The 11,775-nt window shown below is 60.8% G+C and carries 12 protein-coding genes; 2 read left to right on the top strand and 10 right to left on the bottom strand.

Translation table 11 applies throughout. From position 1 onward, the window contains the following. A partial coding sequence (locus tag PWJ82_RS09100) for a hypothetical protein (protein ID WP_274736340.1) occupies positions 1-212 on the top strand: 212 nt, incomplete at its 5' end. 302 nt (positions 213-514) lie between these two features. Further along, positions 515-811 (top strand): type II toxin-antitoxin system RelB/DinJ family antitoxin, encoded by a 297-nt coding sequence (locus PWJ82_RS09095; protein ID WP_016441906.1) that lies wholly within the window; start codon positions 515-517, stop codon positions 809-811. Positions 812-968: 157 nt separating this feature from the next. Here the strand turns inward: PWJ82_RS09095 and PWJ82_RS09090 are convergent, their stop codons facing one another. The 10 genes from PWJ82_RS09090 to PWJ82_RS09045 form a co-directional block, all read right to left on the bottom strand. Beyond that, positions 969-1,628: a hypothetical protein gene (locus PWJ82_RS09090; RefSeq protein ID WP_274734554.1), complete on the bottom strand. Its 660-nt coding sequence runs from the start codon at positions 1,626-1,628 to the stop codon at positions 969-971. A 2-nt stretch (positions 1,629-1,630) separates the two neighbouring features. Further along, positions 1,631-2,242 carry a hypothetical protein gene (locus PWJ82_RS09085; protein WP_274734552.1) on the bottom strand — a complete coding sequence of 204 codons (612 nt, stop codon included), beginning with the start codon at positions 2,240-2,242 and terminating at the stop codon, positions 1,631-1,633. After that, positions 2,235-3,035 (bottom strand): ABC transporter ATP-binding protein, encoded by an 801-nt coding sequence (locus PWJ82_RS09080; RefSeq protein ID WP_274734550.1) that lies wholly within the window; start codon positions 3,033-3,035, stop codon positions 2,235-2,237. Before PWJ82_RS09080 ends, PWJ82_RS09085 begins: the two co-directional genes overlap by 8 nt. Then, complete coding sequence (locus PWJ82_RS09075; protein ID WP_274734548.1) at positions 3,028-4,080, bottom strand: FecCD family ABC transporter permease; 1,053 nt, start codon at positions 4,078-4,080, stop codon at positions 3,028-3,030. Before PWJ82_RS09075 ends, PWJ82_RS09080 begins: the two co-directional genes overlap by 8 nt. Then, a complete protein-coding gene (locus PWJ82_RS09070) occupies positions 4,070-5,224 on the bottom strand; it encodes an ABC transporter substrate-binding protein (protein WP_274736337.1) in 1,155 nt (384 codons plus the stop codon). Before PWJ82_RS09070 ends, PWJ82_RS09075 begins: the two co-directional genes overlap by 11 nt. A 175-nt stretch (positions 5,225-5,399) precedes the next feature. Continuing rightward, positions 5,400-5,639 carry a helix-turn-helix transcriptional regulator gene (locus PWJ82_RS09065; protein WP_274734544.1) on the bottom strand — a complete coding sequence of 80 codons (240 nt, stop codon included), beginning with the start codon at positions 5,637-5,639 and terminating at the stop codon, positions 5,400-5,402. 4 nt (positions 5,640-5,643) lie between these two features. Beyond that, positions 5,644-6,084, bottom strand: a complete 441-nt coding sequence (locus tag PWJ82_RS09060) for a hypothetical protein (RefSeq protein ID WP_274734542.1) — start codon at positions 6,082-6,084, stop codon at positions 5,644-5,646. A gap of 138 nt (positions 6,085-6,222) precedes the next feature. Next, on the bottom strand, positions 6,223-6,930 hold the full coding sequence (locus PWJ82_RS09055) for a DUF4143 domain-containing protein (RefSeq protein ID WP_274734541.1): 708 nt from the start codon (positions 6,928-6,930) through the stop codon (positions 6,223-6,225). A 983-nt stretch (positions 6,931-7,913) separates the two neighbouring features. After that, positions 7,914-9,734 carry an ABC transporter ATP-binding protein gene (locus tag PWJ82_RS09050; protein ID WP_274734539.1) on the bottom strand — a complete coding sequence of 607 codons (1,821 nt, stop codon included), beginning with the start codon at positions 9,732-9,734 and terminating at the stop codon, positions 7,914-7,916. Continuing rightward, positions 9,727-11,601: an ABC transporter ATP-binding protein gene (locus PWJ82_RS09045; protein ID WP_274736336.1), complete on the bottom strand. Its 1,875-nt coding sequence runs from the start codon at positions 11,599-11,601 to the stop codon at positions 9,727-9,729. The genes PWJ82_RS09050 and PWJ82_RS09045 overlap by 8 nt, the downstream gene beginning before the upstream one ends. Positions 11,602-11,775: the final 174 nt, after the last annotated feature.

The following is an 11,775-nucleotide window of genomic DNA, read 5'->3' as shown; positions in this document are numbered from 1 at the left end:
AAGCATCAGCAGTAGAGCCATTAGCAGTATCAGGAACATCAGTCATAGTCATAGTTAATCCTCAATTTCTTACTCAAATCAAGCATTTACACAAACTATTTGACACCCTCGCCTGCATATGTGCAGGTGCACACCGCGCCCAAAAAGTTGCGAAACAGATTCTCGCCGTGAGCGCGGACGAAGCGAGCGAGCCTGTACCCGCTTCGAAATAGTCGAGCAGCAGGACTGTGAACGGCGGTCGAAAATAATGTGAGCCACGGTCGAAAAGTGCCCCAGAACCAATGAATGAAAAATAGCCGAAGTTACAAGCCTCTCCGGAGGGGGCAAGTGTTTTCTGACGTGTACTTCATTTGTCGTACAGGCGCAGTACACCTCTGAAAACACATAGTCCCTCCCTCACAGCCCTAGAAAGTTGTCGTAGTTGCGGCGTAGGCTTCATGGCAACAGCGCCCTCGAGGCGCTGTACAAACTCACCACATCTCAAGTACTCGCATAGAATGAAAGGGTGGTTCCCGTGGCATATACACCAACGATCACCATACGGATTGATCCGGAATTGAAATTCGAGGCGGAATCTGTTTTCCGAGGTTTTGGGTTGTCCATGACCGAAGCAATCCGCATTTTTCTTCACAAGGCAGTCATGGTTGGGGGATTCCCCTTCCCCGTGAGGGCGCTGAAGTTTCAAGCTACAACGGAGAAAATCATGATTACGAACGAATCAGAGTATTACGCTCCCAACGACATCGTAGACGATGACGAATTTCCGTGGGACTACTTCGAGTCCCGCCGGATTAACGGCGCCGTGCAGTAGCGCTTTAAATGCTGTGGGGGGGCGCGCGAGCACCACCCCCCCCCCCCCACTTGCGTTCTCTACTCAGAGCCGCGCTCGCGTACAGCCAACGCTGCACTCCGGTGGCACCGGCCGCCCGGCCCGCGCCGCAGGCCCGCGCTACCGGCCCGCGCCAACGTTAATCCCCGAGCCACTCCAGCATGCGGTAGAGCAACTGGGTGGCGCCGGGCATGAAGCCGGCCCCGTGATGGTAAGTGGCATCCATCGTGGAAACCACCAGCTCGGCCGGGAAAGTCACATTATCGTGGTAGAGCAATATATTCGGGTGATCGGGAAGTGCCAAATAATGCCCACCCCAGGGATCAACACCCGGCCCGGTCTGCTCCACCTGCGTGAGCACCACCAGCGGCGTCGCCCCCGCCGGAGGCGCGAGCACCCCGTGATAATGCCAGTGGACGGCCTCATCGGAAAGATACTGCCAGAGCGGGTGGTCGGTGTTCACCGAGCGCCGCCCCAGATCCTCGCCGGTACGCCAGGACCAGAAATTCGTGCCGCGCGGAGTCTCGGAGGTCCCCGGCAGCCAGCTATCCACCTGGTTAATACCATCGATAAATACTTTTTTACCGGTCTGCCCCAGGAATTCCAGCACCTGGCCGTGCTGCGCGGCCACTACACCCGGGTGGTTGCGCGCCGCCAGATACACGGCGTCGAACTCCGAAAAATCACCTGAATAATCCGGCCAGTACACGGGGGTGACCGGGCGTGCCCGCACGGCCGGATCCTTCACGGTCGCGAGGTGGAAAAACGAACCGGTGTGCACAAATGCTATTTTCTTCATCGTTACTTCTCCAGATACTCGGTGATAGCACGGCGCAGCCCGGCGGCGGACGTCCCCGGGAAAGCGAAACCGCTGAGATCATTACCGTTGTGGACAATCACTTCGCCTTCACCCAGCCGGTAACTGACATCCACCGGCAGCTTACCCGGGCCGATTCCAGTGATCACCCGCGCGCCTTCGGGCAGCTCAGCCAGGAAAGAACGCGCGTAAAAACCGGCCACCCCGATCTCGCGTAATTCCTCGAAAGAATGTTGGCCGGGCACGCCGGTGCGCAACAGAATATCGCGCCGCTCCACGCCTTCCCAGATCGGATGCGGCTCCACCGCGCTCAGCCACACATCATCAAGCCCGTGAAATTCTATTTTCCGGTGGCTCGGCAACCCATCCACCCAGCGCCGCATCGGCAGGCCGTTGGCCAGCAGTTTCCCGCCCGCGCGCACCCAGGCGCTCAGGCGCTCGCGCTGAGTTTCCAAGAAAAGCTGATCGGCGCCCATCGACACCACGATCCCGCGATATCCCGTGAGGTCAGTGCCGGGCAGCTCGTAGGTATCAATAAGATCAGGTGGCGTGCTCGCATCGCGCACCGTATTCATAATCGTGAGAATATTACCCATCGTGGTCCTTTCTTTGCGAGGGCGGTGTGGAAGCGGAAGGGGCGGCGTCGTCGTTCGCACTAAAATCTGGGACGACGACGCACTGCGAGCCACGGTCAACCGGAACATCACGGACCCGAATCGGAGTGCGGTAAAGCGTGCTCAGCCGCGCTTCGGTGAGTTGCCGTGCGGTTTCCCCAATGGAGAGGCCATCGGCATCCATGACAAGGGTGGTGCGTGAGGTCAGGAAAGCGTGCGCCGGGTCGTGCGTGGTCATAATAATGGCCAGGCCCTCGGCCGCGAGCGTGCGAATAATCGTGAGGACACGGCGTTGATTACGCAGGTCCAATGCGGAAGTTGGCTCATCTAAAATGAGGGTACTCGGCGTGGCAACCAGCGCGCGGGCAATGAGCGTGAGCTGGCGTTGCCCGCCGGAGAGCTCGGCATACGTAGCCCCACCCAGGTGTGCGATGCCTACCCGTTCGAGGGCCTCCCACGCGGCCTCGCTATCGGCCGCCGAGGGGCTGGCGAAAACTCGCATGGTGCGAGCCCGGCCCATGAGGACCATGTCATGCACGGTGAACTGGTGGTTCGCCGCGTGGGATTGCGGCACGTAGCCGATGGGCCCGTCCGAATGCACGGTGCCTTCCACCGGGGTGCGCACCCCGGCCAAGCAGGTCAGCAGGGTGGTTTTCCCGCGCGCATTCGGGCCGAGCACCGTGAGCACTTCGCCGGGGCGGGCTTCCAGTTCAACACCGCGGAACAGCCACGGGCCACCACGATAGTGATGCCCAAGATTTTCTGCCTTAAGCAAGAGCCCGCCCTTTCCGTGCGCGCCGAATGAGCAGCCCGATAAATACCGGGGCGCCGATGGTGGCGGTCAAAATTCCCACCGGGATTTCCACCGAGGTCGCATTGCGCGCAATCGTGTCAATAATGAGGAGATACATCCCACCCATGAGGAAAGACTCCGGGATAACCACGCGATTATCGTGCCCCACCAGCAGGCGCACCAGATGCGGGATCACCAGACCCACCCAACCAATAATGCCAGCGGCGGCCACCGAAGCCGCGGTGAGAAGAGCGACGGCGAAAATGCACACCCAGCGCATCGTACTCGGATTAATGCCGAGTGCTCGGGCATCCTCATCACCTAGCGAGAGCACATTAATACGCCAGCGCAGCGCCACCACCACGATAAGGCCAATAATGACGGGAATAATAATGGTGGTTACTTTTGCCCACGACGCCGCAGCTAAGGAGCCCATGAGCCAGAAGGTAATCGATGGAAGTTTGCTGTACGGGTCGGCCACGTAGGTCATGAGGGAGACCATCGCATTAAAGAACGCGGAAACTACCACGCCTGCCAACACGATGGTCAGCGTGGCCGAATGGGAGCGAATCCGCCCGATGAGCATGACGCATACCACCGCGGAGAGCCCGAAAATGAAAGTGGAACCCATGAGGATGAAACTCGAGGTGCCCACCAGAATCGCCAGTACCCCGCCGAAGGCAGCCGCGGAGGACACCCCTACGATATCGGGGGAGACCAGCGGATTTCGGAACAGGGACTGGAGCACCGCGCCAGAAACAGCCAGGCAACCACCGAGCACCACGGCAAGAACGACCCGCGGAGCCCGAATCTGGTTAATGGCCACGAGGGCCGAGCGATCCACATCATCCGGACTTGAGAAGAGAATACGCACCACGTCCGGAGCACTAATGGAGAGCTGGCCCATGCCCATCGCCACCACCATCGCGCCGAGCAGCGCGATGGTGGTGATAACTAGCACCGCGAAAGCCGCGGTGCGGCGCCGGGCGATGGTGCTGGTCGCTGAATCTGCGGATTTAGCGGACAACGTCATAATTGGCGCTGCCGGCATTAATATCGGTGCGCAGAACTAGATCGATATCTTCGTCGGTGAGATCGTAGTTGTAGACCCACTTCGTCTTTTCGCGCATGAGCGCGGGCATATCGACCTTGAATTCACCCGGGTAGGCGAGGGCCGCTACGTAATTCCAGTACAGCGGGGATTCCGCGCACGGAACCTGCCAGCGGTACACGCCCAGCGGGGCGCGGTAGACGCGCTTATTCTTAATCGCACTTACTTCGGCCAGGCGCGGATCGTTGTAAAGGTCATCGGGAACGGCCTTGTCGAAAGCGGAAAGGAAAATAATTTCCGGATCCCAGGCCAGGATCTGCTCCGGGGAGACGATTCCATCCTGCACCACATCCGAGGTGGCCATATTCTGAATTCCGGCCACATCAAATACGTGCTGCCCGTAGCTCTTTTCGGTATTTGCGGACATTTTCTCCGCCGAGTAGCTCAGCTGCAGCCCGCGCGGCTTGGGCTTGCCCAGCGCTGCGACCTGCTTGGATATCGACTCCTGTTCGCTGTGCATATAGTCGATGAGTTGCGCGGCGCGATCTTCCTTGCCGAGAATTTCACCGAAAAGCTTGATCCAGGTTTCCAGATTTTCCTGGGTGCCGTACTTGAGCCCGAGCACCGGAATACCGGCCGATTCAATCGGGGTAATAAGATCCTCGCTACGGTCACCCCACTGAATAAATACATCCGGATCCTGCGCCAGAATAGTTTCCATATTCGGGGTGAATTGACGATCCGCGATGACCGGGGTGGTCACCGAGGCAGGGAAAATCTTCGAAATAATGCCCTGTTTATTGGCGACCAGCAGCGATTCGTTAATCCCAACAATGCGATCCCAGGATCCATCTACCGCGGCAATAATGGTGGGCGCGGGGATCACCGCGGAGGCAATTTTTTGCACCGGGCGCGTGACTTCCACCTGGTGGCCGCGCTGATCGGTCACGGTGATCGGGCCGCTTGCGGCATCGCCCGTGGCGGGGGAGGCCGACGACGCAGCTGCGCTGGCACCACTCGAGCTGGTAGGTGATTCGGTAGAGGTGGAAGATGCGGAACAGCTCGCCAGCAACCCGGCGCAGAGCGCGCTCAGGGCAACGGTCATGACACGGCGTTTCACCAATGCTCCTTTGTTAGCGGTCGGGGCGTGAAGCCGAGTCCCGACCTAGTGGTTAGGTGACCCTAACTTTATGGAGTGAAGTGCGGAGTGTCAACAGTTATGTGGCGTGAAAATCCTTGTATATGCTTGAAAATCCAGGGGTGAGTATGAGTATGCGCGGGGGTGGTTGGGCTCCTTACCGCGACGTGCTATTCAGGGTGGTGCCTGATCTAGGGTCTGGGTCGGTATCCGGCGTAAAAATATCTTCGATTTTTCGCTCAAAGACGCTGGCGATGCTGAAAGCTAGAGGAAGGGATGGGTCGAATCTGCCTTTTTCGATAGAAATAATCGTCTGGCGGCTCACGCCTAGGATGCTGGCGAGTTTTTCTTGGGACCAGCCGCGCTGTTTACGCAGCTCGGGAATGTTGTTGTCCATGCCGTTAGCGATTCTTCTCCCGCATATACGCAAGTGCGTAGCTGAGCATCGCGAAAGCGATGACTCCGGCCAATGTCATTGAAACAGTGCCGGTGGCTACGAACGCTCCAATGCCGCAGGCGGTCAGGGTGGCCAAGAAGGCGGTGCCGGCCGCCCGGGTGTGCCAGTGGGATTCCACTGAGAGTTGCGGCTTATCCGCAGCTCCTGGAAGTGTGCTGCGATCAACGAGGGTAACCCAGAGGAGAAGCGTGAGGGGGACGTAGAAAAATGCCGCATAGAGTGCTGTGGCCAGCCACGGTTCTAAAGTGGATGGGTTGAGATACGCGCGGATAGCGCCGGCGATAAGGGCTAAGGGAAGCCCGGCCGGGCACGCGATCTTTAGTGTGGAGATGTGAGTGCCGCGTACATATCCCCAGGTCGATTGCTTGTTGAAGGTGTTAGCCATGGGGTCACCGCCTTTCGAGCTACTGGAGCGGGTATGGTACCAGCGTAATGTCAAGCAGGCTTGACGTCAAGTTAGCTTTACGTTATTTGTGTTGGCGCGGGGAAGTGTGGCGAAGGGGGGCAGCGTTACTGGTCGGTGTTATTGGCCGAGTGTGCTGAGCGGGAAAGTGATAACGCCCTCGGCTGCGGGCCCGGTTATTCCCGTGCCGGTAATAACGGCAAGGAAAGCGGGTTCGCCGCGTTCGGGTGTAATTTGGGCGACCGCTTTTTTGAGACTGTGCGCGCCCTGGGTGATCTGCCCACCTCCGAGTTTGACTTCGACGCCCGCCCACACGCCTCCGGGGAATTCCAGCACCGCATCGATTTCATGTCCGTAGGAATCGCGGTAATGCCGCACGTGCCCGCCCAGGGTTTCGGCAAAAACGCTGAGATCGTGCACAACCGCGGACTCGAAAATGAATCCGAGAGTATCCAGAAGCGTGGATACCGTTTGCCGACTCGACGCGGGGAAAACCGCGTCCAGATCCTTTTTGAGAGTGGCGATGGAGACCTCGGTTGCCACCGAGCGGGCCAGGGCCCGAAGCAGATGCAAGATGAGCTGCGGATCTTGGCGCAAGGTAATAATCCGAGGAACATCGGCACGGGCAACTTCCTGGAGGTAGCTGGTGAGCGCGAAGGACGCCGCCTCGCCTTCCAGCTCAAGCATCCCGGGGAAGCCAGGGCGTAGCAGAGCCTCAATCACAGAATCGAGAGAAGACGTGCTGAGGTTCGGGGAAACGGGCTCCCCGGCGAGGAGCTTGTCGAGGGATACCGCGCCGGAGCTGCGCCCCTTTTCCTGCCAGGTCATCGTGCGCTGGCGGATGCGGGTGAAACGCCCGGCGCCGGTGTGGCGCGTGATGTCATCTGCCGGAACGGAAGAGCCGGTGAGAATGAAATTCCCGAAGCCGGGGGAAGTGAGGGAATTCCTGCAACTGCTTCCGTGTCCATACCCCCAGTCTAGAGGGTGGGTTGCAAAATATAGAGCCCATACGTTGCATTTTGTAGGCTTGCTACGTTGCAAAATGTAGGCCGGTTACGTTGCAATTTGTAGGATTACGGGGAAATGGGCAAAAGTGGTTTTATATCCAGGGGTTGCCTTGTAGCGACCACCCGCTCTGCACGGGTAAGCGTAGATGATGTGAGCTGCGATGCCCATAAATAGCAACGCATCAACAGCAAGCCCTACAGGATGCGCCCCTGCGACATCAAAACAATTTCTTAACCTGGTTGCCGTTGTGCTTTGATTTCGGGCGGATCCTGCGGGCTGCCCGCGAGATCATCACGGGTCTCACGAAGTTCAATAGTCACACCAGCACCTGGGGAGGGGGTATCTGTTTTTAGAGCTGTACTGTGCTTGTCGTACATGCGAAGTACATCTCGGAAAAACATACCTTCCTCGCCGGTGCGGCGTGGCGGCTATGCAAAGTGTAAGTCCGGGACATCGCCTCCCACAGGGTGTGCGTTAGAGACATGAAATCGCCCCGAAACGGTGCTCTCCCGCACACTTTGTTTGCGGGACGCGGTTCACGGTAGTTCCGGGCCGAATCCAAGCCAACGACACGCCGTCATTAGACCCCTTTTAGGGCTGCGGACGGGTGTGCGGACTGTCTATTAGCCCGAAGCTACGCTGCAAAAGAGCCCGCCGGGCGTGCTGAAACGCACCGGCGATCCCGCGATTTGCACGCGAAGAGCGGCACTATTCCGCCGAAGTCGCGCTACGCCGCCGAGGCGGTGGCACCCCGCCGGAGCGAAGCTACCCCGCCAAAGCAGCGGCATTCCGCCAGGTCGGCGCTACTCCGCCGCGGCTCCCAGCTGCCAGCCGGCCGCACGCCGTCGATCCTCCCAGAACTTCCGGTACAGTCCCCCGCTTTCCAGCAGCTCGGCGTGCGTACCCACTTCGCGCACGGTACCGCTCGCGTCGAGTACCACGATCTGGTCCGCGCCCTGCACCGTTTCCAGCTTATGAGCGATGACCAGCACGGTTGCTTCCTGGCGTAGCTGCTGAATGCAGGCGCGGATAGCGGCGGTATTTTCCGGATCGAGGGCTGAGGTGGCTTCATCGAAAAGCACGATAGGAGCGTGTTTGAGGAGCGCCCGCGCGATGGACACCCGCTGGCGTTCCCCACCAGAAAGCATCCCGCCGCGTTCGCCGACAGGGCTTTCCCAGCCATCGGGCAACCGCGCGGCAATATCGCTCACGCCGGCCATATCCGCCGCCGCTCGCACTTCGGCATCCGTGGCGCCTTCGCGGCCCACCCGGATATTCGCTTCGAGGGTGTCGTCGTAAAGATAAACATCCTGGAACACCATGGACAGTTGCGCCATGAGCTGCGCCGTCGTTTGATCACGCACATCCACCCCGCCGATTTTCACGCTGCCGCCATCCACGTCCCAGAACCGGCACATGAGGCGGAACAGGGTGGATTTGCCCGCCCCGGAGGGTCCCACAATCGCGGTGAGGGTGCCCGGGCGGGCGGTGAAGCTCACGCCGTCCAGCACCGGGGTATCGGCGCGGTACCCGAAACGAACGTCCGTGAGGGCAACTTCGCCGGGCGTGGGAAGGGCGACGTCGCTGGCCGGCTCGTTGGGTACCGGCGCATCAAGCACCTCGCGCATGGAGTCAAGCGGAGTGCGAGCCACTTCCGTTGCCATAACGAAGGAGGTGAAATCCTCCAGATTTCGCATGAACCGCAGCGCCACCCCGAGGAAGGCGAGGGTGGCCGCCGGGTTGAGAAGCCCGCCCGTGCATAGATGCACGGCCAGCGCGATGAGACTGACCACCAGCAGCTGCGCACCCACCCCGGAGAGCAGATTGGCAGCGATGCCCAGCCAGAGCGAACGGCGCTGGGCAGCGAGGTTCGCCCGAACCGCAGCCTGGAGCGGCGCGAAGGTAGCGGCCTGGCCAGTGGCCCGCAGGATGGGCTGGCACCGGGCGTATTCCACAATCCGATCCGCCAGATCGCTTTCGGTGGCGCTGGTGGCCAGTTCGGAGCGGCGTCGTAATACCCGAGCCGCGGCGGCCAACGCGCACAGCAGCGGGAACGCAACCGTGAGTGCAAGCCCCAGCTGCCACTGCCAGATCCACATGCCCACCAGCAGCACCAGCGCTGCGGTGGCATTGCGGATAATCGGGGTGGTGAAATGGGCGATGCCCTGGCCGATAGCCATGAGCCCGTCGGTGACCAGGCGCGAGAGGGTACCGGCCCAGCCGGAGCGGAACCAGCCCAGCGGCAGGCGGGAAAGCTGGTCGCCCAGCAGGCTGAGACTGTGGCGGATCACGTCCATGGCGGCCGTATAGGCCATCACCGCCTGAACGTAAGCGGTGAGCAGCCCGGTGACCGCGAGCGCGGCGAGCACGCTGATCCAGCCGCCCACGTCCAAGCCGAGGGTCGGGGTGCCGGTGGACCATGTCAGCGCCAGGGGTACCACGGTGAGGAGCGCGAGCCCTTCGATCATCCCGGAGAGGATAACCAAGGTAATGGAGCGGCGATAGTAGCCGTGGCCTTCCTCGGTGAGGACGGAGCCGTAGGCGTGCACCAGGAGCGGATCGGAAAAACGCCCGGCGTGCGTGTGGTTGCCGTAGGTATTCGTGGAGTCAGAGGTTTTAGGCATATTCGCGTCCTTCCATGAGCCGCACCCAGAAGGGATGCGCGGCTACGTCCTCCGGGGTACCCAGGGCGGAAATCCGCCCCTGTTCCAAAATGCACACCTGGTCCACCCCGAGTACGGATTCGGCGTGGTGGGCAATCACGAGTACGGTGCGCCCGGCTACCAAACGGTTGAGGGCGCTTTGGATTTCCGCTTCGCATTGGGGGTCGGTGGCCACGGTTGCCTCATCCAAAATAAGCAGATCGGCATCTGCCAGCAGGGCCCGCGCGATAGCTAGGCGCTGGTTTTGGCCCCCTGACATTGCGGTATCTTTCCCGAGCACCGTGTCCAAGCCCCGGGGAAGGGCGCAGATATCTTCCCAAATATTGGCGGCACGGGCCGCTTGCTCGATGGCGGCGTCGTCGGCATCGGGGTGCGCGAGGCGAATATTATCGCGCACGGACATGCGCAGCATGTGCGCGTCTTGCAGCACGAAAGCGACCCGCTTGTAGAGGTCTTTTTCGGAGAGGGTGCGCAGGTCGTGCCCGTCGAGGAGCACCCGCCCGCTATCCGGATCACGGAAACGCGCGAGCATGGTGGCCAGGGTGGATTTGCCCGAACCGGAGGGCCCGAGCAGCGCGGTCACGGTGCCGCGGCGCAGCGTGAGCGAGACACCGTCGAGGGCCTGGATGGTGCGCCCGGCGCGCGGATACGAGTAGCTCACTTTCTCGAACACAACGTGCGCGGGTACGACGCCGCCCGCGGCTTCGCCGGTGGGTGCGGCCGTGGGAGCCGCGGGATTTTCCGCGGGGGCTTCAAGCTGCGGCAGCTGCTCCACGCTCGTCACCTCGATAATGCGCAGCGCGGAATTCCCGGCCAGCTGGTAGGACCACATGCTGGTAGAGAGGGTGTCGAAAGTGAGTGGCACGATCAGGCCAATCAGGGAGCAGGCGATGACCTCGGGGAGGGTGGCGGCGCCGGCGGCCAGAATCAGCGAGCCGAGCCCCATGTTAACGAGCAGCACCACCGGCGCGGAAATGAAGGACATAGCCAACGCGGAGCCTTTCAGCATCGGCCCGCACCAATCCCAGTAGAAATTCCCGAAATCATCCGCGGCGCGCGCAAAAGCACGATGCGCGTGGCCGACTTTCCCGAAGCTCTTGACCACCTGGATGCCTTCCACGAATTCCACCCCGCGCGCGGCGAGGTAACCAAGCCGGTCATCCATCTCCGCGGTCTTTTCGCCCATGTCCCGCATCATGAACATTTGCGCCGCGAAGTAGAAAGGCAGCGGAATCATGGTGAGAAGCCCGAGGCGCCAATTCACGGTGAAAGCGAAAATAACGAGGGCCAGGGGAGTAGCTACCGCGGCCGTGGTTTCCACCGGGGCGTGCGCCACCAGGGTGTGGAGCGTGGTGGTGTCGGCTTGAATCGCTTTGCGGATCTGCCCGGAGCGCGCCCGGGAGAACCACGAGAGTGGTGCGCGTGAAATCTGCGCGATAATGCGTTCTTGTAGCAGGCCGCGCAGTTTGAGATCCGCGAAATGTGTGATGCTCAGCGCGAGGAAATAGAGGAAGAGCTGGGTGCAAAAAGCCCCGGCGAGAAGTTTGACATTCCAGCTCAGCGCTTCGTTATCTATCGGCGTTCCGGCGCGCCAGGCCGGCAGCAGAATATCGCCGATGCGCACCAGTGCAATAAAAGGCGCCACGGCCACGAGTGAGGAGCACACCGCCATGAAGCGGCCAAGCGCCAGGCGCGGCGCAATCGGTGCCATGAGTTCTTTGAGAGCGCGCTGTCCTTGTGCGCGTTTTTCTTTATACGTATCGACACGCGTGGCGACACCGCCGTTCGGGGCGGTGCCGGCATCTGCGTGGGTGAGTTGAGCCGTCATCCCATTCCTCCGCGAACAGTAGGAGAGGTGCCCCACAGGCGATCCGCGGAGCACCTCCATATTACCTGACTTGGCTCATCTTAGTCAGGTTTTGGCAGTGACTCGATAAGCACGGCCACGTCCGCCGGCGGCGGGGTGTGAGCATGAACGACCTGCCCGCCTACCTCCAGCGTG

Source organism: Actinotignum schaalii, from assembly GCF_028864145.1.
Lineage (GTDB): Bacteria > Actinomycetota > Actinomycetes > Actinomycetales > Actinomycetaceae > Actinotignum > Actinotignum schaalii_B.
This window is presented reverse-complemented; position numbering and strand designations above follow the sequence as displayed.

Excerpts from the sequence above, each read along its gene's own strand:
- PWJ82_RS09090 (WP_274734554.1), bottom strand. The coding sequence starts at position 1,628 with ATGAAGAAAATAGCATTTGTGCACACCGGTTCGTTTTTCCACCTCGCG.
- PWJ82_RS09085 (WP_274734552.1), bottom strand. The coding sequence starts at position 2,242 with ATGGGTAATATTCTCACGATTATGAATACGGTGCGCGATGCGAGCACG.
- PWJ82_RS09065 (WP_274734544.1), bottom strand. The coding sequence starts at position 5,639 with ATGGACAACAACATTCCCGAGCTGCGTAAACAGCGCGGCTGGTCCCAA.
- PWJ82_RS09060 (WP_274734542.1), bottom strand. The coding sequence starts at position 6,084 with ATGGCTAACACCTTCAACAAGCAATCGACCTGGGGATATGTACGCGGC.
- PWJ82_RS09055 (WP_274734541.1), bottom strand. The coding sequence starts at position 6,930 with ATGACCTGGCAGGAAAAGGGGCGCAGCTCCGGCGCGGTATCCCTCGAC.
- PWJ82_RS09050 (WP_274734539.1), bottom strand. The coding sequence starts at position 9,734 with ATGCCTAAAACCTCTGACTCCACGAATACCTACGGCAACCACACGCAC.
- PWJ82_RS09045 (WP_274736336.1), bottom strand. The coding sequence starts at position 11,601 with ATGACGGCTCAACTCACCCACGCAGATGCCGGCACCGCCCCGAACGGC.